The sequence below is a fragment of the Bilophila sp. 4_1_30 genome (assembly GCF_000224655.1).
Taxonomy (GTDB): Bacteria; Desulfobacterota; Desulfovibrionia; order Desulfovibrionales; family Desulfovibrionaceae; genus Bilophila; species Bilophila wadsworthia.
Genome location: NZ_JH114231.1, coordinates 277,109 through 303,024 on the forward strand (window position 1 = coordinate 277,109; position 25,916 = coordinate 303,024).

General features: G+C 53.9%; 25 protein-coding genes. 10 read left to right on the forward strand and 15 right to left on the reverse strand.

Translation table 11 applies throughout. From position 1 onward, the window contains the following. Positions 1-56: 56 nt before the first annotated feature. Both HMPREF0178_RS01350 and HMPREF0178_RS01355 read right to left on the reverse strand, forming a co-directional pair. Positions 57-2,246 (reverse strand): ATP-binding protein, encoded by a 2,190-nt coding sequence (locus HMPREF0178_RS01350; protein ID WP_009378402.1) that lies wholly within the window; start codon positions 2,244-2,246, stop codon positions 57-59. A 15-nt stretch (positions 2,247-2,261) separates the two neighbouring features. Further along, the gene (locus HMPREF0178_RS01355) at positions 2,262-3,050 is read right to left on the reverse strand and encodes a DUF4390 domain-containing protein (RefSeq protein ID WP_009378403.1); all 789 of its coding nucleotides are present in this window, start codon (positions 3,048-3,050) and stop codon (positions 2,262-2,264) included. 92 nt (positions 3,051-3,142) lie between these two features. Between HMPREF0178_RS01355 and HMPREF0178_RS20770 the strand changes: the two genes are divergently transcribed. After that, on the forward strand, positions 3,143-3,382 hold the full coding sequence (locus HMPREF0178_RS20770) for an FmdB family zinc ribbon protein (protein ID WP_255344663.1): 240 nt from the start codon (positions 3,143-3,145) through the stop codon (positions 3,380-3,382). A gap of 217 nt (positions 3,383-3,599) precedes the next feature. Here the strand turns inward: HMPREF0178_RS20770 and HMPREF0178_RS01360 are convergent, their stop codons facing one another. The 7 genes from HMPREF0178_RS01360 to HMPREF0178_RS01390 form a co-directional block, all read right to left on the reverse strand. After that, positions 3,600-3,824 (reverse strand): hypothetical protein, encoded by a 225-nt coding sequence (locus tag HMPREF0178_RS01360; RefSeq protein ID WP_005027090.1) that lies wholly within the window; start codon positions 3,822-3,824, stop codon positions 3,600-3,602. A 185-nt stretch (positions 3,825-4,009) separates the two neighbouring features. Beyond that, entirely contained in the window at positions 4,010-4,921 is a 912-nt protein-coding gene (locus HMPREF0178_RS01365; protein ID WP_009378405.1) for a TIGR01777 family oxidoreductase, read from the reverse strand. A gap of 124 nt (positions 4,922-5,045) precedes the next feature. Then, positions 5,046-5,360, reverse strand: coding sequence for a hypothetical protein (locus HMPREF0178_RS01370; protein WP_232281162.1), 315 nt, complete (start codon positions 5,358-5,360; stop codon positions 5,046-5,048). Between the two features lie 274 nt (positions 5,361-5,634). Beyond that, positions 5,635-6,363, reverse strand: a complete 729-nt coding sequence (locus HMPREF0178_RS01375; protein WP_009378407.1) for a DUF4396 domain-containing protein — start codon at positions 6,361-6,363, stop codon at positions 5,635-5,637. Positions 6,364-6,653: 290 nt separating this feature from the next. Next, positions 6,654-6,878 (reverse strand): MoaD/ThiS family protein, encoded by a 225-nt coding sequence (locus tag HMPREF0178_RS01380; RefSeq protein WP_347289375.1) that lies wholly within the window; start codon positions 6,876-6,878, stop codon positions 6,654-6,656. Beyond that, entirely contained in the window at positions 6,875-7,615 is a 741-nt protein-coding gene (locus HMPREF0178_RS01385) for a ThiF family adenylyltransferase (protein ID WP_009378410.1), read from the reverse strand. The genes HMPREF0178_RS01380 and HMPREF0178_RS01385 overlap by 4 nt, the downstream gene beginning before the upstream one ends. An 81-nt stretch (positions 7,616-7,696) precedes the next feature. Then, positions 7,697-9,436, reverse strand: coding sequence for an aldehyde ferredoxin oxidoreductase C-terminal domain-containing protein (locus HMPREF0178_RS01390; RefSeq protein WP_009378411.1), 1,740 nt, complete (start codon positions 9,434-9,436; stop codon positions 7,697-7,699). A 392-nt stretch (positions 9,437-9,828) separates the two neighbouring features. On the opposite strand from HMPREF0178_RS01390, the gene HMPREF0178_RS20295 reads away from it, so the two are divergent. From HMPREF0178_RS20295 to HMPREF0178_RS01405, 3 genes are all read left to right on the forward strand, one after another. Then, positions 9,829-10,437 carry a phosphatase PAP2 family protein gene (locus tag HMPREF0178_RS20295; protein WP_050809241.1) on the forward strand — a complete coding sequence of 203 codons (609 nt, stop codon included), beginning with the start codon at positions 9,829-9,831 and terminating at the stop codon, positions 10,435-10,437. A gap of 192 nt (positions 10,438-10,629) precedes the next feature. Further along, entirely contained in the window at positions 10,630-10,968 is a 339-nt protein-coding gene (gene eutS, locus HMPREF0178_RS01400) for an ethanolamine utilization microcompartment protein EutS (RefSeq protein WP_005027076.1), read from the forward strand. Positions 10,969-10,972: 4 nt separating this feature from the next. Further along, positions 10,973-11,413, forward strand: a complete 441-nt coding sequence (locus HMPREF0178_RS01405; protein ID WP_009378413.1) for a EutP/PduV family microcompartment system protein — start codon at positions 10,973-10,975, stop codon at positions 11,411-11,413. Positions 11,414-11,579: 166 nt separating this feature from the next. Here HMPREF0178_RS01405 and HMPREF0178_RS01410 read toward each other — a convergent pair whose 3' ends face one another. From HMPREF0178_RS01410 to dnaE, 3 genes are all read right to left on the reverse strand, one after another. After that, the gene (locus tag HMPREF0178_RS01410) at positions 11,580-11,795 is read right to left on the reverse strand and encodes a hypothetical protein (RefSeq protein WP_009378414.1); all 216 of its coding nucleotides are present in this window, start codon (positions 11,793-11,795) and stop codon (positions 11,580-11,582) included. A gap of 391 nt (positions 11,796-12,186) precedes the next feature. Continuing rightward, on the reverse strand, positions 12,187-12,573 hold the full coding sequence (queD, locus tag HMPREF0178_RS01415) for a 6-carboxytetrahydropterin synthase QueD (protein WP_009378415.1): 387 nt from the start codon (positions 12,571-12,573) through the stop codon (positions 12,187-12,189). A gap of 22 nt (positions 12,574-12,595) precedes the next feature. Further along, on the reverse strand, positions 12,596-16,123 hold the full coding sequence (gene dnaE / locus HMPREF0178_RS01420) for a DNA polymerase III subunit alpha (protein WP_009378416.1): 3,528 nt from the start codon (positions 16,121-16,123) through the stop codon (positions 12,596-12,598). A 152-nt stretch (positions 16,124-16,275) separates the two neighbouring features. On the opposite strand from dnaE, the gene HMPREF0178_RS20775 reads away from it, so the two are divergent. The 6 genes from HMPREF0178_RS20775 (at position 16,276) to HMPREF0178_RS01455 (ending at position 22,357) form a co-directional block, all read left to right on the forward strand. Then, positions 16,276-17,085, forward strand: coding sequence for an HD domain-containing protein (locus HMPREF0178_RS20775; protein ID WP_157134859.1), 810 nt, complete (start codon positions 16,276-16,278; stop codon positions 17,083-17,085). 539 nt (positions 17,086-17,624) lie between these two features. After that, a complete protein-coding gene (locus HMPREF0178_RS01435; RefSeq protein WP_009378419.1) occupies positions 17,625-18,239 on the forward strand; it encodes a recombination-associated protein RdgC in 615 nt (204 codons plus the stop codon). A 10-nt stretch (positions 18,240-18,249) separates the two neighbouring features. Beyond that, complete coding sequence (locus HMPREF0178_RS01440; protein WP_009378420.1) at positions 18,250-18,774, forward strand: hypothetical protein; 525 nt, start codon at positions 18,250-18,252, stop codon at positions 18,772-18,774. Between the two features lie 22 nt (positions 18,775-18,796). Beyond that, positions 18,797-19,807, forward strand: a complete 1,011-nt coding sequence (locus HMPREF0178_RS01445) for an ABC transporter permease (RefSeq protein WP_009378421.1) — start codon at positions 18,797-18,799, stop codon at positions 19,805-19,807. After that, positions 19,804-20,667, forward strand: a complete 864-nt coding sequence (locus tag HMPREF0178_RS01450; protein WP_005027058.1) for an ABC transporter permease — start codon at positions 19,804-19,806, stop codon at positions 20,665-20,667. The genes HMPREF0178_RS01445 and HMPREF0178_RS01450 overlap by 4 nt, the downstream gene beginning before the upstream one ends. A gap of 130 nt (positions 20,668-20,797) precedes the next feature. Continuing rightward, complete coding sequence (locus HMPREF0178_RS01455; protein WP_009378422.1) at positions 20,798-22,357, forward strand: DNA repair protein RecN; 1,560 nt, start codon at positions 20,798-20,800, stop codon at positions 22,355-22,357. Positions 22,358-22,431: 74 nt separating this feature from the next. On the opposite strand, the gene rpsT is transcribed toward HMPREF0178_RS01455, so the two are convergent. From rpsT to HMPREF0178_RS01470, 3 genes are all read right to left on the reverse strand, one after another. Continuing rightward, complete coding sequence (gene rpsT / locus HMPREF0178_RS01460; RefSeq protein WP_005027055.1) at positions 22,432-22,704, reverse strand: 30S ribosomal protein S20; 273 nt, start codon at positions 22,702-22,704, stop codon at positions 22,432-22,434. Positions 22,705-22,899: 195 nt separating this feature from the next. Further along, positions 22,900-24,987, reverse strand: coding sequence for a glycine--tRNA ligase subunit beta (gene glyS / locus HMPREF0178_RS01465; protein ID WP_009378423.1), 2,088 nt, complete (start codon positions 24,985-24,987; stop codon positions 22,900-22,902). After that, on the reverse strand, positions 24,987-25,862 hold the full coding sequence (locus HMPREF0178_RS01470) for a glycine--tRNA ligase subunit alpha (protein ID WP_009378424.1): 876 nt from the start codon (positions 25,860-25,862) through the stop codon (positions 24,987-24,989). Before HMPREF0178_RS01470 ends, glyS begins: the two co-directional genes overlap by 1 nt. Between the last annotated feature and the right edge of the window lie 54 nt (positions 25,863-25,916).

Sequence of the window (25,916 nt, forward strand, 5' to 3'; positions counted from 1 at the left end):
AGTTTTTTTATTGAGGCCATGAGTTGCTATTACCCATTGAACGCAAGCGAAATCCGCTAGGCCCTCATAACAGGGAATTCAAGGACAATGGATGTCCCGCCCCCCTGTGCCGCTACAGCCCGGATGGTGCCGCGGTGATCGGCGATGATGGATTTGACAATGGCCAACCCCAGCCCCGTGCCCCCTTTCTTGCGGGAAAAGTAGGGCTCAAACATGCGTTCCCGTTCTTCCGGCTGCAATCCCGGGCCATTATCGGAAATGATGAGCCTGAGGCTACCACGTCCACGGTCGTGGACAGCTGTAATGCGTACCCGCTTGGTGGCTTCGGGCGGCAGGGTATCCAGCGCTTCCGCAGCATTGGTAAAGATATTCAGCAAGGCACGGTGCAGCGCCGCAGGATCCAAAGCTATCTTGGGCAGGCGTTCGGGCAGATGCAAATCCCACATGACACTGCTGTGGCTTGTACGGAAGAGCGTCGTGAGCTCGTCCAGCAGGGGGGCGACATCGTCTGGTGAAAGCTGTACTTCCGGAAGCTTCGCAAAAGAGGAAAACTCCTGCACCATTTCCTGCAGCCGCTCGACTTGTTTGACGATAAGATCAGTACATTGACCAAATGCCGGATCTTCTATCTGCTTGCCGAATTTTCTATCCAAGCGCTGCGCCGATAGCTTGATTGGAGTAAGCGGGTTCTTGATCTCATGGGCGATGCGCTTGGCGACTTCGCGCCATGCGGCCATCCGCTGCATTTTCTCGAGTTCCGTGATATCTTCAACAACAATGACATATGCCCGGATACCGCCAGGCCCGGAGAGCGCAACCGCGTGCAATATGAGCTTCCAGCTCCGATCCCCAAGCAGAAAATCTTCCTGGCGCTTCCAATTTTGCTCGGGGTGTTCGCGTAGCGTTTCAAGCATGGAAACAAAAATATTGGAGTAGCTTCTGGGAAGAAATTCCGCGGGGTTTCTCCCTTCGAGCATTTCGGGCTGAGCATCAAAAATGGAACTTGCCGCTTTGTTCATTGTCCGGATGCGCCCATCCGCATCCAACGTGATGACGCCTGTGGTGATATTGTCGAGCACTGTTTCGATATAGCGATTGTGTTCGGCCAGCATCGCGTTGGCATGGGTCAGGCTCATCCGGCCTTCTTGGAGATCTTTAGCCATATGGTTAAAGGACTGCACAAGAAGCCCCAGCTCATCAGCGCCTTTATCCTCGAGTCGGAAATCGAGGTCGCCTTGCGCAATGCGCGTGGTCCCTTGCGCCAAAGCCAAAATGGGGGCCGTGAACTCTTTGGACAGGCGGAAGCCAAACCAGACGGAACCGAAGATGGTGATCATTCCCAGCACGCCCAAAATAAGCAAAAAAGAAACCTTGAGCGGCTTTTTGAGCTGCTTCAGTTGAGCGTATTCTTCGAAGCCCTTTGAAATCCGTTCGAGTTTGGCCAGCAAACCCTGCCCAATACTCTCCGCGGTGATCAGGTAGCCGGTTTTGCCTCCATCAATCGCCAAAACGCCGATGACGTAATCGGCATCATCCGTTGCCCAGAGCAAGGAACCGAAGGTCGCCCTGGCCACATGGGTCCAATCGATTCGCGTGCGTGCTTCCTGCCATCCCTCGGTAAAGGCTTTGGGGGCGTGCCAATACAGTTCCTTCTCCTGCGGCGTGACAAAGCCTACCAGGGTAAGGCCGTATTCTTTTTGTTTTGTTTGAAGAAGCGTGTTGGCGCTGGAGGCCGTCCAAGCGATGCGCCGTTGTGCGGCTTCCTGAGCGATCGCCTCGGAACGACTGTGCAAACGTTCCGCCGCTGCCGCATAAAAACTTTGCCCCACATCAAGGGCCGCTTGGAGGGATGTTTCCGTTTGCCGGGTAAACCAGTAGTCGACGCTGGTTGCGACGACACGGTTGGATGCCAGAAACATGATGACTGTAGGAATCAGAGAAAGAGAAACAAAGACAACGACAAGGCGGGTACGGATTTGGGCGCCGAAAACTTTTCTGCGCCGCTCCATGATCAGCTTTACGACATTCCGGGCGACAAGGAACAGGATGATAAGCATGAAGATGGAGTTGATGTTCAGCAAGGCGATGAACATCCATGAGTCCACGCCATAAAGCGTGAGCTGCGTCCATGTTCCCCCTAACACCAACAACAGCAGAAGAAAGGCCGCCAAAAGTTCATAACGCCTGCGGCGCCGTTCCCTCTCGTCGGGAACGCCAATCTGGACAACCTTCTCCTGTTCCGTCATGCGTGCCCCCGAGCCTTAGAAAATAAAGTCCTGAGAAAAAGATAAGGGCGGAGTGACTTCCCAGGACCAGAAAAAGAGGGCTTTTTCCAGCCACGGAGGAACTTCGGCGTGTTCCAGAGTGATCTTGAGCTGGACGCGATAAGTTTCCCCGGAAACAAGCGACGCCTGCAAAGGAAGAAGAAAATCCAGATGCTGAAAAGCTGAGGCGAGCAGGGTATCAAACTGCTTTTGCCGCACAATGGGATGCCCCGGAGACGACAAAATGAACTCGCGGGAAAGCAAATCGTGGCGCAACTGGTATGAGCGCGATTCCTCAGAGATGACTTCATTGGAGAGCAGGGTACGCACACGCTCAAGGGCAAGTTTACAAGTCAGTGTCATTACGGCGCCATCCCGCAGCTGGGACCGGACCACTCCGCCGTTTTCCAGCCCTATTCCCGTGCTGACATGTACGCCGTCGTTAAGCATTTCAACCGTAAAAGTACGTAATTCCAGCTTCGGTGTCTGCCCATTAGAAAGTGACGCGTCTGACTGCTTGAGCTCGACGGACGTGCGGTTCCCCTGTTCTTCCCCTGACGCTGATCGGGCATGGGCTTCCGCAAGGAAAAAGAGCAGAAGGGCCAGAATCAGACAGGCCGAAAAACCGTATGGTATGCGCTGGGGTAATGACATAGGGCAAATGCTGTTGAAGATGTGGAGCCTGAAACGGACTATAAAAAACACAAACACTGTTGTTTGGCACAGGAACCAAAACTTGGCAAGCTCGGCGGCGGCACGCCGTCCCAAAAGAAAATGACAAGACACGAGAAAAGAGCCTTGTCAGCGGTTAAAAACTGGCTATATAATCGGCAGTCATACACGGCACGACGTCAGAATGGAGTTATCCCCTTATGCCTATGTACGATTTTTATTGCTCTTCCTGCTCTTGCGAGTTTGAAGACATGGTCGGCCCCGATGAAGCCTGTCCGCCTTGCCCCAGTTGCGGAAGTACAGACACCGAACGGCTGCTTTCGGCCGCAAACCTGAAACACGGGGCGAAGCCTTTCAAAGTGGGCCCTGTCCGGCCAATGCCTCCCAAACCCTTGCGCGGAGGCGGCCCTTGCGGGGGCGGAGGCTGTGGAGGCTGCGGTATGTAGCCAAAAGCCGCTTGTATGATGATACAGGCGGTTTTTTTATGGAAAAAAGGCCCCCGGACATGTTCCTGTCCTTCCTCTTGCGTTCGTACCATGCCGCATGGCTCCTGTAAATAAAGGGAGGGGCGAATGTCTTTTTTGAAGCGATTTTCCGACACAATATACAGAAAAACAAAGGCGATCCGGAAGGATCGCCTTTGTTTTATGCGTGCCGTTTCAATCAGGCATACATTTGATCGATGGTCGCCTTTACGGCCCGATGATGCTCGGTATCGGAATATACAGAGGCATACCGCTCATTGATGGCTGAGAACCAATCAAGGATATCTTCACTCAACAGCGCAAAATCAGAGGAATAAACGCCGTCGAACATCAGATTCTTCACAAACTGGTTCCCCGGATCGACGATTTCGATGAACCGGACTTGCTTCCAAAGATTTACCATTTTTTGTCTTCTTGAAATCATGTCTCCTGCCCCTCGCAGTTATTGTGATTTAGTTCCTGTTCGCATTACTATAGGATTTCCTCCTGAAAGGGAACCCTTCATCACGGAATGGGGCAAGAATTTCGCTTTGGAAAAGAGAATCTCTCTTTATTGAGAGTTGGATAACGTTGCCGCGTGCCGCCACATTATGAGGGAAAAGTCGAATCGAGGGTGGGGTGGCGAAAGACAAACCCATGCTCCAGCAGACGGACAGGAGAAGCCTTTTGTCCGGCAAGAAGCAGCTCATCGGCCATATCTCCGAAACCGAGCCGCAAAAGAGGTGAGGGGACGGGAAGCCATACGGGCCTTTTCAGCGCTTTCCCGATGGATTGCACAAAATCATTCATGGTACTGTGCTCAGGGGCCACAAGATTGAAGGGGCCGTTCAGCTCTTCATGGTCGAGTAAAAAAAGAATCGCGGCGACTTCGTCGTCAAGATGAATCCAAGCGAACGGCTGCCTTCCTGTCCCCACCGGCCCTCCAAGCCCAAGCTGAAACACCGGAAGCAGCTTGGCAAGCATACCTCCCCCCAATCCCAATACGGGCGCTGTCCGGATGATGCACCGGCGGAGTCCCAAATGCTCCGCCTGCTGTGTTGAACGCTCCCATTGGATGGTGGTGGTCGCCAAAAAACCTGAACCGGCGGGGCTGTCTTCGGTACAGTCGGGAGCCGAAGCGTTTTCGGGCCAGAATCCGTAATAACCGATTGCCGAAGCCTGTATCAAGACTTTGGGTTTTACGATTGGCATTTGCAGAGCGATGACGAGCGCCTGCCCCGCGAGGAGCCTTGAGCTGATGATGCGTTCTTTTTGTACAGAGCTCCAACGTTTCGCCGCGATGTTTTCACCAAGCAAATTAATGACGGCATCGGCCCCATTGAGGAGTTGGCTCAGACTCGAGTGATCCTGCCCATCCCATAACTGGTATTCGGGGCCGGAGGAGGGCGTTGCGGCTGGGACATGCCGAGTCGGAACAACCACATCATCGCCACGGGAAATGAGCGCCTGCGTCAGGGCTCTACCTATGAAGCCGGAACCACCCAAGATAATGACCCGCATACAGCACTCCTCATCAAAACTGATATCCCTCAGCGATAAAGAAAATGAGGGGAGCTTTATATGATTACTTCGGCGGATACAAAAAAAGCCGGGCTGTGTCCCGGCTCTCGGCTGTGGAGAGTGGTTATTTCATCTGGAGAAGCCGGTTGGAAAACTGCATACAATCAAAATTGGAAGGCTCCAGTCCCCGATCACGCAAAAGGATTTTCCCGATGCCAAACGCAAACCACAAATGCTTGGCTTCATCCATACCGACCTCAGGGACTTCCGCAATGCGTTTGTCTGGGATCTTGTCAAAGAGCTCGTCCGCCACTGAACTGACAAAGACCCGCTTGATATCGTACGTTTCGGCAATTTTCAGCAGGAACTCCTCGTTGGAAAGGCCTTTCTCCTGAAATTCCGCGCGCAAGTTGTCAGCAAGATCAAAAACATCCATCATGCTCCTCCTCTATGGATATCATTGAACGCAAAAGGTTTCGGATGACGTGTCGTTTCCCATTCGCTATCATGCTGTATCCATTCTGTAAACACAGAAAAAAAATTCAGACTGTACCGTAATATATCCACGACGCCCGTTCGAGATGGAGCAATGGCAGCCTGAAAGGATACACACTCAAGGGGGTTGCTGAAGAGAGGGGCATGGCGGGCATACCACAAGAGAGAAAAAGCCCCTCCCCAAATATTCCGGGGTGGGGCCAGTTCATCAAAGGCATCTACATGGCGCTCTTAATACCGATGCGTATGAGCCACCAATTCATGGGGTACGCGGTGATGAAGCCGCAAATCATGCTGATCTGCATCATGAGCCAAAAAACGGGCTGATCGGGCGACATGGGGCCTACCAAAAGGAACACCGCTATGGCCATCCAGCCGTACATCCCCACCTGCCAAGCCGTAAGCGACAAGAAGTCAACCTTGAAAGCCCTGAACCAGAGGGAAAGCCCCCGGTCATGGCTCATCGAGGCCAATCCGGCATATTGGAAGAAAACGCCGATGATCAGGGCCAACACATAATCCACCGCCCATTCCCCATACAGTGAGCTGCCAAAGAGAACGAAGGGGGCCATGCGAAAGAGGAAGGGGCCTGTCAAGTCGGCAAGTGTGCATCCCGCCCCGCAATGGAGCGTTCCCGTCATGACGCTCTTCCAGTGAGGGGTATGTGAATGCATCGGTTGCATGGGCATTTCCATGTGCATGTCGGACATGCCATGCCTAGCTCCACTGTCACCGTCATGGGAAGGCATACGCCGATTGGATGTTTCATAGGCCCAGATACCCAAAGGGCCGGCCCATAGCGTGATGATGGGCCAAACCAGCAGCATGACGCGCATCATAGGGGCAGGGCGCCGCCGCTGTTTGGAGATAATGAACAGGCAGCACAACACGCAGATGCCGATGTACGTTTCAGCGATCAGGTCGAGCCAGTACATGCTTGATTCCATGCGTATCCTCCAGATTGTTTCACCGCTTTCAATGATGTTCTTCAAAAAGAAAGGGGAGAGGTTCCCCCTCTCCCCTGAAGAACCGGTGCTTGCGCATCGGTTCCCGCTCCTGTATGGGCTGACGCCTCATGCAGGAGCCCCGCACCTCCTTTCTAAGTAAGGAGGCCATCCGAAAAAATGATTATCACAAAAAACGGCGGATCTTCTCACTGGAGTTTGCCGCCAACCAAAAGACGGCGGACACTCTTTTGCACGGCAGGCAATTTCAACGTATTGTGCAAAGACGGAAATCACCCTCCTCCCACGGGGGGGAAAATCCCCACGCGATCGCCATCATGGAGCAAGGCATCCTTTTCTACGCCGATGCCGTTCACAAAAATGATCCTGGCTTCTGACTCCGGGATACTGAGCTGCCGCAGCAGGTCACAGACATCCGTACCGTGAAACTCCAAGCTGCCGCCCGGAGGGGTCAGAGGCATAAGCGTGGCAAAACATTTGACGGTGAGTTTCATCATGGCCTCCGATCGAGCACTACCTGCGTGAAGGTTCCATCTTCAAGATCAAAAAACAAGGCTTCCCGCCGGACGGGTTTTCCGGTCAGGATTTGGAGCACGAGCGCAGCCTGTAACGACGCCGCAAGAAATACCGTGGGCGCGAGGTTGCCGAGGATTTCGTCGGGAGTAGGGCGATCGCCTTCTCCGGCGAGAAGAGACGCGGGCCCCGTCTCTCCCGGAAAGATGGCCTTGCACCAGCCCGTCAGCCCGGCTATGCCGGCACTGACCACGGGAACACCCTTTTCCGCGGCGGCCTTCTCGAGCGCCTGCCTGTCCGTAAGCCCTCCTAACGCATCAACGACAACGTCAGCATCCCGAAACAGATCGCACATGGATTCGAAGTCCTGTTTTTCCGTCACAGGGATGAAACGGACGCCCGAATTGATTTGCCGGGCGCGTAAACGGGCCGCTTCCGCCTTATGAAGGCCGATGTTTTCTTCCGTAGCGAGGAGCTGCCGGTTCAAATTCGAAAGTTCAAAGACATCCATATCAACGCCGGTAATCGTACCGATGCCGAGCCGCAGGAGCTCCTCAAGAACGGTCCCGCCCAAACCGCCAAGCCCTATGATGACAACATGCGCTTGCAAAAGTTTTTCTTGATCCGTCCGGGAAAGGAAACGGGCGTTTCTCCAATAGCGTTCCGGTATGGCGTCGAGGGCGGCGGGAGTGTCCCCGTTCGTGCGTTCAGCGTGTTTCATTGCCTTTCCTATGCGAAATGGGGACGAAGCGTCGTGCGTTTCGTCCCCATATTCATGAATATGCCTTAGCGGGCATAATTATTAAAAATTGAATACGGAATCCAGATCTTCGTCCGAAACATCCCAACGTACATTGTGGGGGGCAACCGACTCACGGCTGAAGTACAAAGGCAACCGATCGTGGGCCTTGGTGAACCCGGCAGCGGCATTGAATGCCCGCTCCTTTCTGAGGATATCCTTGCCGAGCTCCGTCACGTCATCAAGAGTCATGTTCAGATCATACATGGCATTGATCGTATCGACAAGAGCCTGCATGGTTTCAGGCTGGTCAAGCAGGGCAAATGCCGTAAAGAGGCAATAGCCCGTGGCATCGATAGCGGCCGTGGCAATCTGCAGGTTCCGGGATATTTCGGCCTGCCCCTCTGCGGAAAGAGGATCGCTCTTGCCGCCGCAACCCAAGATGTTGGTCGCCACGGCATAGCCCGCCGTGTGATCCGCACCCATGGTCGTCGTGGCATATGTCACCCCCTGCCCCTTGACCGCACGGGGATCATAGGCGGGCATGGCCTGCCCCTTGACGACGGGAGCGCGCTCAATGCCAAAGCAGCGGGCCGTGGTGGCTGTTCCCGCACCAAGGATACGGCCCATAGGCGTACCCTTGCCGATTTCATGAATCATGGCGATGATGCCGTCGATGTCCCCCCATTTGAGGACGCCGGCTTCCATAAGTACGCCGAGAGCCGCGCCGGTCTCGATGGTATCAAGCCCATAATCGTCCTCAAGGCGGTCACAGAGGATGATTTTGTCCAAGTCATCCACGCCGCAATGCGCCCCGTGCGACCAGACGGTTTCATACTCAGGCTGCTTGGACACGAATTCGCCGTTTTCATCCACGCAAATACCGGAACATTTCATAATGCAGCCGCGATGACAGCCATGAGTGGGATTGCCGCCGCGACGTTTCTGGATTTCCACCATCGTCTCGGCACAAATCTTATCCGCGCCTTCAAAACGGCCAACCGAGAAGTTTTTTGTGGGCAATCCGCCTGCTTCATTCAGGATATTGACAAGAACGTTGGTTCCGTACGTGGGAAGTCCCGTTCCGCATACGGGATGTGACGAAAGCCCCTGCGCAAAGGCGCGGCTCGCCGCTTTGAACGCTTCAGCGTTCTTCGGTTTGCGGATTACCGGAGTACCCGCCGGGTCCAGCACGATAGCCTTGATTCCCTTGGAACCCATGACGGCTCCGACGCCGCCACGCCCGGCATGGCGTGTAGCCCGGCCTTCAGGATCGGTAAAGCAGATGGTGGAATTGCACATGAGCATTTCCCCGGCAGTCCCGATGGTCACATATCCGGGTTCCATGCCGTATTTTTCCTGAAGGGCGGCAACTAAAGGATAGTTGGAAAGCATACGGTATTCATTACATTTTTCAAACGTCACCGAGTCTTTCGTGATGACGATTTTCCACAGGTCGTCTGTTTTCCTTTCGCCTTCAATGATAATGGCCGCATAGCCAAGGCGGGCCATGAACTGGCCGCCGGTGCCGCCCGAGTTGGATTCCTTGATGGTCCCCGTAAGCGGGCTTTTGCATCCGACCGAGATGCGGCCCGATGACGCCGCAGCCGAACCAGCCATCAGGCCGGGAGAAAAAACGAGCTTGTTTTCAGGACCAAGAGGATGGCAATTCGGGGGGACTTCGTTGCATACGACGGTCGTCGTCATAGCGCGCCCTCCAAGGCCCGCGTACGCGCCGAGTTCCTCTATAGTAGCCACGGGGCCGTTTTCAGCGCCGACATTGATACGAAGCACTTTTTCCATGCCGCTTCTCCTGTTTTTTCTTTGAGCATAGCAAAACGGGAGCGTTGTGCAATATGTCATGGAAAACATAGGTGAAACATCTTTCCCTTTCGAAGAGGGCAGGGGCATATGCTCATCCGGACATGCCGGAACAGGGCGACGGCGGGAAATAATACATTGTACCAAGTAACCTATTCGCTTATCTTCCCATCCCGAAGCAAGCTCTCCATTTTGAAGAGAACATGTCTGTGGCTCATCAGGGAGCTAGGACGACAAAACGAGTCTATTCCATCCACCGGACTTAGTAATTTTTTATGAATCCAATAGTTCCGTCTATCAGAACGCTTCTTGCTCCGTCCCCGGACTACCAATGGGGGAAGCATCTTTGCCTGTTGGCACCGCTTGGTGCCATTATGGCGTTCGTTATCCTCTGCCTCGGCTGGTGGGGAGAACCCGTCCGCCAATTCTTTTCTCCGCTAGCGACAGCCGACATTCACATTACCCGCTTCATGAGCGTCGTTACCCATATCGGCAATCCGCTCATCTATGTGCTTTATCTTGTCTTACTGCTTGTTGCTCTCACTAAGCAGGACTGGCGGGAAACAGTGCTCGTTCTGCGTTGCGTTTTGTTCAGTGTCTTCTTTTTGTGCTTCGTCATGCAGATCATGAAATACGGGCTGGGTATGCCGAGACCGGGATTTCCTTGGCCTCCATATCCTTTGGGCTTTACCAATCAATATGCTTCGTTCCCTTCAGGGCATACGGCGACTATCATCACCGCAGCCGTGCCTCTGGCACTTTGGTTCAGAAACCGTCCTTTTTCCCTTTTCCTCTCGGTAGTAATCGCGCTCATGGGTTTTTCCCGAGTGTGGCTGGGACAGCATCACCCCATAGATATTGTTGGAGGAATGCTTTTAGGGAGTATTGCCGCTAGGTGCATTGCCTGCGAACGGCTCCCGATGAGAAAAGAAGAGCAGCAGGCGCTTGGCGAACAAAAAATACGAGAAGAAACGGGTAAATAAAATTACACCGCTGAGAGATGACTGCTCGCTGGCTTTGCTTTTGACGTAAAGAGAGTATTGAGCACAGGCCTCTCACCCAACTCCTCCTTGAAATATGGAGCGGGTTCACTTATCCTTATCGGATTCGCACGGGTTGTGCGGTCAACGTCCTTCGCTGATGCACGCCAGATTGTGCGCAGGAGAATTGAGCTCATGGAAGAAAAAGCACGTATCATTCAGGAACTCGTACCAGGGAAACAGGTTACGATTGCTCATCTGATCGCCCACCCTGACGAGGATCTCGCCAAAAAAATGGGCGTTCCCGGCGCTGAAGCGGTAGGGATCTTGACGCTGAGCCCTCGTGAAGCGGCTATGATCGCAGGCGACTTTGCCACAAAAGCCGCTTCCGTCCAAATCGGATTTGTGGATCGCTTCACCGGCGCACTGGTCATTCAGGGCTCCGTAGCCAGCGTGGAAGAAGCCTTACGCTATACGGTAAAGGCCCTTCACGACGTACTGGGCTTTGCCGCATGTGAAACGACCAAGAGTTAACCCGATGAAACGTTACGTTCTTCTTGGTACGGTCGGCGCGGGGAAAAGTACATTGTACGCGGCCCTTCACGGTATTGCGTGTGATGAGGCGAAAAAAACGCAGGCCATGCAATATGATCTGGACGGAGGCGTCGATACCCCCGGCGAATTCTTCTGCCACCCCATGTACTATCCGGCATTGCTCAGCACCACTGTGGATACCGACGTGCTTATCTATGTCCACCCCGCCAATGATCCGCTGTGCCGCCTGCCCGCTGGTTTTCTGAATATCTATACGCAGCGCGAGGTCATTTGCGCCATCACGAAAGTGGATCTGCCCGACGCCGATTTTGAAGCCACCAAGTCCATGCTCATGGACCACGGCGTTTCGGGGCCTTTCTTCCCTCTCGGAAAAGATCGCCCTGAACTCCTGCAGGAACTGGTGGATTGGCTCCAGAAGGAATAAATTCCAACTGGTGGTAATTAGGGCTGTATGCAGTATTTTTTAAGATGGAAATCCCCCTTTGAGTTTATGCTCAAGGGGGGATTTGCTATTTCGTGAAATGATTATTGTTCGCAACGGAAACCGAACTTTCCCGCGACTACATAGTGTCCCTGGCGAGGGCAGGAAGTTACTTTTTGGCCTTTTCGTAGGCTTTTTGCACCGCTTCGCCAGCGGCATTGATACCTTCCTTGGCCTTGTCCTTAACCTTGCTGAGATTATCCTTGGCGTCGTCAACGAAATCGCCCACGTTTTCCGTGACGGAATCCTTGGCGTCGCTCAGATAATCTGTGGTTTTGTCGAATGCATCCTTGGTTTTCTTCTTGAGCGTGCTGCTTTTTTCCATTGAAAACCTCCTTTGGTTTCCATAACCATGCTCAAAAAGATGTCATACAAAAATGATTTTCCTGTGACTCTCTAAATTATATGACTTTTTAGTGTGAAAAAAATCTCTGCGTTTCGAACTTCCATTGAATGGAAGCCTGGGGCTGAGGAATTACCCGCCCTGTCCGCTAAGAAACAGAGGAACGCAACATGTTAGCGGGATACGTATTATGTGTATGCCCGACGAAGGGCTCTAAAACATATGTGAGGAGGACAATTTTAAAAATATGAAAAACCTAAAAATAAGGTTCCCCCCTTCTCAGTAAAACCGAGAAGGGGGGAACCTCTCCACATAGTCAGGGCATATTTTGACACATACTACTGAAACTTAAATCGAGCATTTCAATGTGTTGTTATTCCTCTTCCATGTACGTTGCGGACTGGATGCCCTTTTCGGCTACCGTTACGCTGTACATTTTCACCGTTTCGGGAAGCGAGGGTGCCATCTGATTCCAGATATAACGCGCCAAGTTCTCTGAAGAGGGGTTCACGGCATCGAACGGAGGCACATCATTGATATAGGCATGATCAAGAGGCTCGAGGGCCTGTTTGAGGAGGCCCTTAAGGTCGCCAAAATCCATGAGGAGTTCCGTATCCTGCGAGAGGGTATACCCTTTGACGACGACTTCGACGGCGTAGTTATGACCGTGGAGGTGTTCGCACTTTCCTTGATAGTGCCGAAGGGCGTGCGCGGCGCAGAATTCGGAACGAACCGTAAGCTTCCAAAAAGGTCGAGACATGGTATTCCTTTCTTTCTGTATGTTATTGGACAGGATTAGCTGAACACCAGCGATGCATGTCCTGCTGGAAGGCCGGGCCGGGAGTAACCATCCACTGTGGGCCAAGCCGTACCCGGCAGAAGGTGCCGTCAAGGCAGAAAGCCAACTGCATTTCAGTGTTTCCTTTATGCCTTTCGAGAATGGCCTTGAGCGATTCCATCCCCTCAGCGTTCAGGCGGCGGGGATCCAGCTCCCATGAAATGGGCGCGTCACTTGCGGAGCAGGCGTCGTTCAATGCCTGTACCGAAACACCCCGCAGTTTGATTTCCTTGACCGGGGCCTCATCGTCCGAATCGTCATCCGAATCAGGAGAATAAGACGAGCTTTCTCTATTGTCGATAGTCGCGGTCAGCAAAAGCGGCTGTTCCGAGTTGAGCAGATCTCGGCTGGCATTCAGTTCCTCCGTAAAGAACGTTACTTCACCGGAAGCCGTGAGATCTTCCACAGCGACGAAAGCCATGCGGTTTCCACGTTTATTGAGGATTTCGCGGATACTTGTAACCAACACCGCGCACTTGATCGTCGCCTTGTCCGCCATTTCCCGGCAGTCTTCCAACGGGCGCAGATCCAACCGATTCAGTTCATGCCGATAGGGCTGCAAAGGATGGCTGGTCAAAAAGAAGCCAAGCGCTTCCTTCTCAAAGCGGAGCTTCTGATCCTCGTCCCACTCTGAAATGCTTTCTTCCTCGCAGGAGAAGCCTATCCCAGACGACTGATTTTCTTCAATTTTCTTGGGGGCAAGCGTCAACAAGGATATTTGATTGGATTGTTTTTCCTTGATCTTCTTTTGAGCACGGGCGACCACCGGATCAATGGCCGCAACCATAGCGGCGCGGGAACAGCCGAAGCAATCCAGCGCGCCTCCCTTGATGAGGCTTTCCAAGACCCGTTTTGTAACTTTCCGCAGGCTGACGCGAATACACAGATCCAAGAACGAAAGGAATGGACCGTCCTTCTCACGGGCGGCAACGATTTCGCGGATGGCTTCATCACCAACGTTTTTGATCCCGCCCAAACCGTAAACCACCGCCTCGTCGCGCACGATGAACTCGCGGCGGCTGACCTGCACATCAGGCTGCCGGACTTCAATGTCGTTGTCCTTGCAGGCGGCAATGTATTTGAGGATCTTATCCTGATTGCCGATTTCCGAAGTGAGCAGGGCGGCCATGAATTCCACCTTATGGTGGGTCTTCAGATACGCCGTATGGTAAGAAATGAGCGCATACGCGGCGGAATGCGATTTGTTGAAACCGTATTCCGCGAATTTTTCCATCAAGTCAAAGATTTCCGTCGCCTTTTCCTTACTGGTGCCATTCTTGACGGCACCGTCCACGAAAAGGGTTCGTTCTTTGGCCATGGCTTCGGCGTTTTTCTTCCCCATCGCTCGCCGGAGCAGGTCTGCGCCGCCGAGGGTATACCCGGCGACAATCTGCGCGATCTGCATGACCTGTTCCTGATAGACAATAACCCCGTAGGTGTCTTTCAGGCAGCCTTCCAACGACGGCAGCGGATAGGTGACGTCCACTTCTCCGTGCTTACGCTTGATGAATTCATCGACCATGCCCGAACCAAGCGGGCCGGGCCGGTACAGCGCCAGCATAGCGATGATGTCTTCAAAGCAGTTCGGGCGGAGCATACGCAAGTACTGGCGCATACCCGAGCTTTCCACCTGAAACACGCCGTCCGTATCGCCCCGGGAAAAGACATCATAGGTATCGGGGTCCGTCAAAGGAAGGATGTCAAGGTTAGGAGCCTTCTTCCCTTGCTCTTCAATGGCTTTCAGGGTGTTGTCGATCAGGGTCATGGTCCGCAGACCAAGGAAGTCGAACTTCACGAGCCCCACTTTTTCGACCATTTTCATATCGAACTGGGTGACAAGTTCGCCTTTTTTCCCCCGATAGATAGGCAAGTACTCATCCATCGGCTTGTCGGAAACAACCACGCCAGCGGCGTGCGTCGATGCGTGACGTGACAACCCCTCCAGACGCATGGAGATGTCGATCAGTTTGCGGATGATCTGATCTTCCTTATAGAGGGTCGCCAGCTCGGGCTCCGCGTCCAGCGCCTTCTTGATGGTCATCTTGAGATCATCGGGGATGAGCTTGGCGATGCGGTCGGTTTCCTTGAAGGACATATCCAGTGCACGCCCTACGTCGCGGACCACCGCTTTGGCTTTCATTTTTCCGAACGTCGTGATCTGCGATACGGAATCAATACCGTATTTTTGGCTCACATACTGGATCACGCGGGTACGCTTGTCTTCGCAGAAGTCAACGTCGATATCGGGCAGGCTGACGCGTTCGATATTCAGGAAGCGTTCGAAAATGAGATTGTAGGGCAGGGGATCAAGGTTTGTGATACGCAAAGCCCACGCGACAATCGAACCGGCCGCGGAACCACGACCGGGACCGACCGGGATGTCGTTTCCCTTCGCCCAGTTGATGAAGTCCTGCACGATCAGAAAATACCCCGGGAAGCCCATCTCGCAGATGACTTTAAGCTCCATCTCGAGACGATCCCAATAGATCTGGTGATCAATCGTGTCCCGATCGGGGTGCAGTTCCAGACGCTGTTTGAGGCCTTCACGCGCAAGGCGCTGGAACTCCGTCGACAGGGTCATCCCTTCCGGCAGTTCGTATACCGGAAAGTAGTGGTGCGTGAAGTCCATCTCCACATGGCATTCTTCAGCTATGCGGACCGTATTGGAAAGGGCTTCGGGAATATGCTTGAACGCCTGCTCCATCTCCTCAGCGGATTTGTAATAGAGATCCCGCGCTTCAAAACGCATACGTTTGGCATCATTGACTTTTGCCTGAGTCTGAATACACAGCAGGACGTCATGGGCCTCAACGTCGTCCGCGTTCAGGTAATGGCAGTCGTTCGTCGCAACCAAAGAAACTTTGGTATGCTCCGCAAGCTCCAACAGCTTATTGTTCAGAGTTGCCTGATCGGGCAGTGTATTGGCTTGGATTTCCAGATAGAAACGCCCATCGTAGATATCCATGTACTCTTGCGTTTGCCGGATGGCGTCGTCAAACGTCCCTCCGTTCGTGATCAGCTTGTTGGCTCCCATCAACGTACGGGGGATTTCACCGGCAAGGCACGCGGAAAGCGCAATGAGCCCTTCGCTGTGCTGGCGGAGCAGGGCTTTATCCACGCGGGGCTTATAATGGAAGCCGTCCAGAAAGCCCTTGGAGACAAGGCGAACCAGATTATGGTACCCCTCGTTGTTCTTCGCCAGTAAAATCAGATGGTGCCGGACACGGGAGAATTCGGAATCCTTATCCCGGTGATCCTTGGTAACATAGACTTCGCACCCGATGACGGGTTTGATGCCGTAACTCTTGCATGTCGTATAGAAATAAGCCGCGCCGTACAGGTTGCCGTGATCGGTAATCGCGGCGGCAGGCATTCCGAAATCTTTGGCGCGTGCGCATAAATCGTTCAGACGAATCGCGCCGTCGAGAAGACTGTACTCCGTGTGACAATGCAGATGCACAAATTCGGACATGAAACAATCCCGTGGAAGAAAGAGTGAAGAGATATGGGGATAAGCCTATCAAAAGACGCGGGTAGGCACAACGAACCTTTCTGGAAGGTTATAATAGGTCAACCTATAATAGACGCTTGTCGATCGCCTTGCTTCGGGGTATGAACAAATCCATGATGCATACCTATGAAAACAATACACCTCAGGCTTGGGACGACATCAGGAATCACGAGGCACTCTTCGAATCGTTTGCCTCCATGTACCTGCGTGAACACCCCGGCGACATGCTCCGGCTCAAACGGGAACATACCTATAAAGTCTTAGCCCATGCCCGTGCCATCGTCGCTCAGGAAGGGCTTGCTTCCCAAGAGGGAAGGGCGGCCCTGCTTGCGGCACTCTACCATGATACAGGACGATTCCCCCAGTATGTCCGTTGGCGCACGTTCAGCGATGCCGAATCTGAAAATCATGGCTATCTTGGCGTCCGTGTCGTGAAAAAAGAGCATTTTTTGGCAGGCGAACCCCCAAATATCCATAAATGGGTGCTCACGGCCATTGCCTTGCACAACAGATATGCACTCCCTGCCTTGCCTGAACCGTACCTCACCATTACACATGTTGTTCGAGATGCGGATAAGCTGGACATCATGCGCATCATGGCCCAGCATCTTTCACGGCCCATTCCGACGCGGGATGTCATTCTTCGTGTTCAGGATGCCCCCCAACTGTGGTCGCAATCCATAGTGGATACTGTTCTTTCCGGTGGTATCCCCAGTTATCATGATCTTCGTTATGTAAATGATTTTAGAATATTATTGGGATCATGGATCCATGATCTTCACTTTACGTCTTCAAAGAAAACATGTGTGGCATCGGGATTTCTTCAAGAAGTCCTTAAAGGTTTGCCTTCCACACCGGAACTGCAGCCCGTAACAGCGTATCTGCTCAATGAGTTCTCGACTGTGAGGAATCTCTGTGGCTGACTTCCTCCACCCATCACTCCAGCGGGACATCAAGCGTTTTTGTTTACGGTACGGGTTGAACGTATCCCATACTTACCATACCCCCACGGACTTTTGGAATGACGAAGGGGCAGGGGAGCAGGCTGTTTTTGTGTGCCTGCTGCACCAAATGCCTTTTGGGGAGGCCTTGAAGCTGGTAAGGGCTGCACGGCAACGTTTCCGGAACGTCCTCCTTGTGGACTACAAGCTGCCGGAAAGGAACTTGGATTTCCCTGCATATTGGCTCGGGCATTGCTGCGAACGGATGGGAGCACACTACGGGTTGTACAACCGCTTTATGCGACATGGCGGTATTGAGGGCGTTATCCGTCAGTTAGAGGTTGTTCCTTTGAGGAGGGATGTTTTTTGGGGTGGGGGGATTGGCGCGGTGTGGATTGTATGATACGGAAGTAAACAAAAGTTTACATAATTTTCATTATGCGCTATTTATACACTTGCCACAAGATACGTCCTTAGCGTAAAAATACATTCTTTCGTTACCCTCATTCAAGGACACGCTCATGGGCATTCTCAGTGCTAGCTGTAGTTTTACACGGTTCAAAATCACGGAACCGGTTCCCAAAGAACTCTGGATAGAAATCCCCGCAAAACTCCGGCAATTCGCCTTTCAGGATATCGACGACATCGCCGAGGAACGTGGATGGGGATGGACCAGTTTTGAGGATATGCTCGATACGCAATGGCGCTCCGCTCCACCGGAAAAAGGCGCGTACCTCGCTTTTGCGCTCCGTCTGGACACACGCAGGATTCCTCCCGCGGTCTTGAAAAAATATGTCACGATCGCACTCCGTGAAGAAGAAGTCCGCATCAAGGAACAAGGAAAAAAGTTCATCGCCCGGGATCGGAAAAACGAACTTCGGGATCAGGTCAAACTGCGCCTCATGGGACGTTTTCTCCCCATTCCCGCCGTATTTGACGTGGCGTGGGCAACCGATACCAACATCGTCTACCTGGCATCCACACAAACAAAACTCATTGAACTTTTCATGAACCATTTTACATTGACTTTTGATCTCCACTTGGAGCCGATGACGCCGTACGCCTTGGCAGCTTCCATGCTGGACGAGAAAACTTTGGCCCGTTTGGATGCTCTTGAACCCACCAGCTTTGTATAAGAGGCCGACAATGAACGAACCTTATCTCGGCCAGACGACGGACATGGTGCTCGGCCAGGAATTTCTGACGTGGCTCTGGTTTCGCAGTGAAACGCAACCTATGGGTTTTAAAGATAAAGAAGGCGTGCCCTTTTCCATGAACCTTGAACAGCGGATCGTTGTGCAAGGTGGCGAAGGCGACAGCCTGGAAACGGCCTCCGTGTCCGGTTCCCTTTCCCAACTGCGTGAAGTCCGCCTTGGCCTGCGGACGGGCAAAAAGGTGACGAGGGCTCTTGTCCGTTTCGAACGGGAAGAATTGGCTTGGCAAACCACCATAAAGGCGGAAGATTTTTCTCTTGGCAGTTTCAAGACGCCAAAGGTGGAAAGAGAAGAGGACGATGATCCCGATGCCGCTTTCCTTGAAAAAATGTATTTGATGGAACTCTGCCTGGGGCTCTTTGACGCTTGTTACAAGCAGTTTTTGGATATCCGCCTTTCCAGCCTTTGGGATAAGGAAGTTCAAGACATGTCCGCATGGATGAGTCAGCAGGCATAGCCCACAAGCGCTGGAGGCGACCATGTTCACGAACGAGACAACTTCCTTTATTCTCCGCTGCGTTCGCAAAACAATCTGGATGCTTCTGGTGCTGTGGGGGATCACCCTCGTCAGCTTCTTTGTTATCCATCTGGCTCCGGGGACGCCGACGGACATGCAGACGACGCTGAACCCCCTTGCGGGGGAAGCGGCGCGGGCTCGTCTTGAGGCGCTTTATGGGATCGATCGTCCTCTGTACATCCAATATTTCGACTGGTTGTCGCGGATCGTACAGCTTGATTTCGGAAACTCCATGTCCAGCGATGCCCGCCCTGTTATAGAAAAAATAGCGGAGCGCCTTCCGCTGACCATCGGCATCAACGTGATTTCCCTCCTGTTGACGCTGTTCATCGCCGTTCCCATCGGAGTCCTTTCCGCATGGAAACAGGGCTCGCTGTTCGATAAAGGAATGACGGTCCTCGTTTTTCTCGGATTTGCCATGCCGGGGTTCTGGCTTGCGTTGCTCCTCATGCTGTATACGGGCTTGGAACACCAATGGCTGCCTATTTCCGGTTTGATGTCCCTTGACTATGAGTCGCTGTCCTTCTGGGGAAAGCTGATGGATCTGGGCAGGCACCTTGTTTTGCCCATTACCGTCATCACAGTGGGAAGCGTCGCAGGCATGTCCCGCTTCATGCGTTCATCCATGCTGGAAGTCCTGAGGCAGGACTTCATTCTTACGGCCAAGGCCAAAGGGCTGCCCGCACGCGTGGTTATTTTCCGACATGCCCTGCGCAATGCGCTCCTCCCGGTCATTACCCTGCTCGGCCTCTCCGTGCCCGGCCTTATCGGGGGCAGCGTCATCATTGAAACCATCTTTGCCCTGCCCGGCTTGGGACAGCTTTTCTACGCCGCGGTCATGGCGAGGGACTATCCTTTGATCATGGGGAACCTGGTTCTCGGCGCCGTGCTTACGCTCGCGGGCAATATGCTTGCGGATATCGGATACGGGCTCGCCGATCCCCGAATCCGCGCTCAGGGGAAACGCCAATGAACGCAGACAAGACGCTTTTGACCCCGCTCTGCAAGCGCCTCGGCGCCACCCTTTCCCGGCGTGGAATGCTCTTTGTCGGCCTCGGCATCGTCATCATCATGTCTGCGGCCGCCCTGCTCGCTCCGTGGCTCTCCCCCTATGATCCCACGGCATTACACCTCAAATCCATCTTGGTGCCGCCGAGCGCGCAGTTTCCTTTGGGGACGGATGCCTTGGGCCGGGATGTACTCTCACGTCTGCTTTACGGCGCACGTGTCTCGCTCTGGGTAGGCTTTGTTTCCGTGAGCATCTCCATAGCCATAGGCATTGCCTTGGGGCTGCTCGCCGGATACTTCAGAGGCATCGTCGATGAAATCATCATGCGCGGCGTCGATGTCATGCTCTGCTTCCCTTCTTTTTTCCTTATCCTTGCCGTTATTGCGTTTTTAGAACCAAGCCTCAATACGATTATGGTGGTCATCGGGCTGACCTCATGGATGGGGGTGGCCCGGTTGGTCCGTGCGGAAACCCTTTCCCTGCGCGAACGGGATTTTGTCGCGGCCGCCCGGTTGGCCGGTACCCGCCCTTTCCGCATCATGGTCATGCATATCCTTCCTAATGCACTCACCCCTGTTCTTGTCTCCGCCACACTCGGCATCGCCGGAGCCATTTTGGTGGAGTCTTCACTCAGCTTTCTCGGGCTAGGCGTCCAGCCGCCGGATCCCAGTTGGGGAAACATGCTGATGGAAGGTAAGGACGTCCTCGAAATTGCGCCGTGGTTGTCATTGTATCCGGGGCTTGCCATCCTGATCACCGTCTTGGGATACAATCTGCTGGGAGAAAGCCTGCGGGATACGCTTGATCCTCGGCTTAAGCGGTAAACGGCAAACCAGCCCTTTCTTCGCGGCTTGCATCATTCGGGTAATCCCCCTATGGTAGCCCTCGTTCGCAATGAAGCCCGCGTACGGCTTCGCAAGTCATGACCTTTCTTCGTTACGAGTATTCCTTACTATGCTTGAATATTTGCATATTCGTGATCTCGCCCTGATATCCGACATGGAACTGGAATTTGCCTCGGGCATGAATGTTCTTACCGGCGAAACAGGGGCTGGGAAAAGCTTCATTCTGAAAGCGCTCAACTTTCTGATGGGAGAGAAGCTCGGAGCGGACATGGTCCGCCCGGGAAGAGAGCGGGCTCAGGTCGAAGCCCTTTTCATGCGTTCCGGGGAAGAACTCATCGTCCGCAGGGAACTGATTGCGGAAACCGGGCGTAGCCGCCTGTTCATCAATGACACCCTGGCCTCTCAAGAAACGATCAAGGAACTGCGAACCACCCTTCTTGTCCATACGAGCCAGCACGGACAGCAGAAGCTGCTCCAGCCGAATTTTCAGGCCAAGTTGATTGACGACTGGATGAACCAGCCCGATCTTTTGGCGACACGCAACTCTCTGCTGAAAGAACTCAAAGAAGCGGCCGAACGTAAGGAAGCGCTCCGTGCCCGTTTCAGAGATCTTGCGGATCGCCGGGAACTCCTTGAAATGCACCTCACGGAGATCGAAAAAGTTTCTCCTGCTGAAGGCGAAGAAGAACAGCTCGAAGCCATGCGTGCGGAGTGGCGCGGGACCGAGCAGTTGCGGCGGCATTACGAACGGGCGCAGATGATCCTGCGTGGTGAGGAAACAGGACTTCTTGAACAGATCGGCCATCTGGAACGGGCGTTGGAGCTGCTGGCCGGAGACGATGAGGATATGGCCGCGTATTTTGAGTCGGCAGTCTCTTTTCGCCAGACGATTGCCGAACTGGAACGGAAACTGCGCCGCCCTCCCCTGCCTCAGGCTGATATCGATCCGGAACAAATAGAAGCCCGGCTTTTCGAATTGGCGCAGCTCAAACGCAAGCTTCATCGAACACTTCCGGAAATCCTTGCCCTCAGGGAAGAAATTCAGGACAACCTTTCGTTTCTTGACGCCTGTACACTGGACATCCGGCAGGTGGAAAAGCGGGAAAAGCAGCTTCAAGAACAACTCGCGGGCGTATTGGCCCTTCTGAATCCCGAACGCCGGAAGGCTGGAGAGTCTTTCACCCGAAAGCTGGAAAGCGAGTTGCAGGGATTGGGCTTTTCCCAGTATGTCCGTGTAAGCGCGGATTGGTCGGAAGTGGCATTATTCCCTGGATGCGTGGAGGACCGCGTCAGACTTTTGTGGTCCCCTAACCCTGGTCAACAGCCGCAGCCTCTGGATAAGATCGCCTCAGGCGGCGAACTGTCCCGATTCATGCTCGCGGTCGTTTCCGTGCAGGATCACGATGAAGAAGCCACGCTCATTTTTGACGAAGTGGATGCCGGTGTCGGCGGGCTCACCCTCAACAAGGTTGCGGAACGGCTCGAAGCTCTTGCCCAACGCCGCCAGATGCTTTTGATTACGCACTGGCCACAGCTTGCCTCCAGAGCGTTCCGCCACTTCCGGGTGACGAAGCAAGTCAAGGACGGCAAGACATTTACGCAATGCATCCGTCTGGATGAACGTGAACGGAAAACGGAATTGGCGCGCATGTCCGGTATTGAAAGCTGATTTTCCTTTGACAGTACATAAAAAAAGGAAGAGGAACATTCCTCTTCCTTTTTTTACATCAGAAAACAGATGTGTTACGCGGCGGCTTTGGCAGCGTTGAGAGCCTTGGCAAGGCGAGAAATCTTGCGGGCGGCCTTCTTCCAATGGATGACGCCCTTGGTGGCGGCCTTATCCAGAGAAGAGGTGGCGGTGCTCAGGAGCTGCGTAGCGGCAGCCTGATCATCAGCCTTGATGGCGGCGCGAACAGATTTCACCACATTCTTGATGCGGGTCTTGACGGTACGATTGCGAGCAGCGCGCTTCACGCTCTGCTTATGACGCTTGATAGCAGACTTGTGGTTGGCCACGATTTCCCTCCGGGGTACGTCTTGCTGCGTCCGAGACGCGGCGTGGTTGCGGTTTGAATTGATGTCCTTATCTTTTTTTACGTATTCAGTCAAGTCTTTTCAGGAAGACAAGTTCCCGTGCAGCCGCGCAGAACCGTTCCGAATGCGTTATGGCAATGGCTCCCCGACCGGACCAAGCCGGGGAGCCATGTGGGGCTAAAGTTGCAGCGCCGAAAAATCGGCAAGCCGCTCCATGCGCAGGGTCAATGCCTTAAGCATATTGAGGCGGTTGGCGCGAAGAGCAGGATCTTCGCACATAACCATGACCTTATCGAAAAGCTCATCCACGGCTGGCCGAAGTGCGGCGAGCATAGAGAAGAGTGCGTCAAAATCGTCGTTCGCCCATGCTGCCTCAAATGCGGCAAACATTTTTTCCAAGGCTTCCGCAAGCGCCATTTCCGCCGGTTCCTGCAACAGTTCACGTTTCCACGTACCCTGAAGGTCCACACCAGCTTCATGGCCTTGTTTACGGATGATGTTGGCGACTCGCTTGAACGTCTGTGCAGCCTGCGGAAAATCATCCTGTCGACTCATGGATTCCAATGCGCCGAGACGTCGGCCGAGGGCCCATACGTTGTCGGGATCGACGGCGGTCACAGCCTCGACAAGCAGTGTTTCCTTGCCCTGAGTCAGAAAATAATTCTTTACGCGAGCAATGAAAAAGTCATTCAACTTCGCGATTGCTTCAGTGGGGGCCAGCTTCCATTTCCGATCGCCGTACAGCCTCTGCGCTTCTTCGAAAAGTTCCTTGACGTCGAAGCGGTACCCACGCTCAAGCATGATACGAGTGATGCCGAGCGCGCAGCGCCGGAGAGCATAGGGGTCGGCCGCACCTGTGGGAATCATGCCCAGACCGAAACACCCGACAAGGGTATCCACCTTATCCGCAATGGACAGGATGGAACCAAGCCCCGTGCCTGGAACGGGCGAATCAGGGCCGGACGGCAGATACTGTTCGGCAAGGGCCGCGGCGACAGCTTCCGTTTCTCCCTTTTTGCGGGCATAAATCCCGCCCATGATGCCCTGCAGCGTATCAAATTCACCGACCATAGCGGAGACAAGGTCAGCTTTGGAAAGACGCCCCGCCCGCGCGGCCTGTTCCGGATCCTGCTGAACCTTCTCGGCAAGCCAGCGGCACAGCGCGCTGATACGGCGCGTCTTTTCCCCCATACTCCCCAAAGGAGCAAGGAACGTGACCGCATCAAGCGCTTCCAGCCACTCATCAAACGTGGCTTCAAGGTCAGTCTTCCAGAAGAACCGCCCGTCTTCAAGGCGTGCGCGGAGCACACGTTCCCATCCCTTTTTGACAAGGGAAAGATCTTTCGGGTGCAGATTCAGAACAGTCAGGAAGTGCGGCATGAGGTTGCCCGAAGCATCTTCCACGCCAAAACTCTTCTGGTGTTCCTGCATACTGGTCAACAGGACTTCACGGGGCAGTTCAAGGAAAGAAGGATCAAAGTCGCCCAGCAACGGCACGGGACACTCAACCAATCCTTGAACTTCATCAAGCAGGCCATCGATCCAGATGATTTTGCCATTTGCCGCTTCCGCGATTCTGTTCCCTTCGCTGACGATATAGGCGCGCCTTTCAGCCGCCTTCAGCTGAACGGCCCCTTCCTTCACGATGGTGGGAACGTAATCGCCCGCGGTCTTGATCGTGAAGGGACCGGGACCAAGCACGCGGTGCCCCTGCGTAACCCGCCCGGAAGCCACTTTACCGACTTCAAACGGAACGACAACGTCGCCAAGCAGCGCAAGAACCCAACGGATGGGACGGGCAAAAGCAAACTCCCCGTCTCCCCACCGCATACGCTTGGCAAAGGGCAAAGCAGCGATAATCGCCGGGCACAAGCCAGCCAGCACGTCCAATGTAGGCACGCCGCCGGTTTTCTTCATCCCTGAAAGGTATTCCCCTTTCTCTGTCTGCGTTCTGCCTAAAGCGGAAACGTCGATACCAAGCGTCTTGGCAAAACCTTGAGCGGCCTTGGTGGGATTCCCCCCGGCATCGAAAGCAATGCGGGCGGGCGGCCCCATAACCAATTCTTCCTTGACAGGCTGGGTATCCTCCAGACCCTCCACGATGACCACGGAACGACGCGGCGTAGCACAGGTATCAAGGAGGGAAAACGTATAGCCAGCTTCTTCGAGCCCAGCCGTGAAGCGATCCGCCAGTTCTTTTTCAACATTGGACAAAAAGCGGGCCGGCAGCTCTTCCGTGCCGATTTCAAGAACAAAGGTGGACATTATCGGTTCCCTCCAAGCATGGGATACCCCATTTCCTTACGCTGCTCCGCATACAGATGCGCAACGGACGAGGCCAACGTGCGCACGCGCCCGATATAGCCGGTGCGTTCCGTAATGGAGATAGCCCCCCGAGCATCCAACAGGTTGAACGTATGGGAGCACTTCAAACAATAGTCATACGCGGGCCAAAGCAGTCCCTGTCCGGTGAGGCGAAGGCATTCGGCCTCAAACTGGTCGAAGTGCTCACGGTGCATGGCGGCGTCACTCTCATCAAAATTATAGCGAGACTGCTCGACCTCGTTCTGATGGTAGATCTGACCGTAGGTCACATGCTCGTTCCACTGGATGTCATAGACGGAATCTTTCCCTTGCAGGTACATGGTCAGGCGTTCCAGACCATAGGTGAGCTCCGCGCTGACGGGCGAGAGATCGATCCCGCCAACCTGCTGGAAATAGGTGAACTGCGACACTTCCATGCCGTTCAGCCACACTTCCCAACCGAGCCCCCACGCGCCGAGGGTCGGAGACTCCCAGTCGTCTTCGACAAAGCGTATGTCATGTTCTTCCTGATGGATCCCCAGTGCACGAAGGCTGCCAAGGTAGAGATCCTGCACATCGTCGGGAGAAGGCTTCAAAATGACCTGAAACTGGAAATAGTGCTGAAGCCGATTGGGGTTTTCGCCATACCGCCCGTCCGTGGGACGCCGAGAAGGCTCCACATAGGCCACTCTCCACGGCTCCGGCCCGATAACCCGCAGAAACGTCGAGGGGTTAAACGTGCCGGCACCACATTCTATATCCATCGGCTGAGCGACGACGCATCCCCTGCTCGCCCAATAGCGTTGCAGAGTGAGAATCACATCCTGAAAATACATGCTTCCTCCATGACAATAGCGGCACTCACCAGACGGGGTATTCCCTTCCGAAAA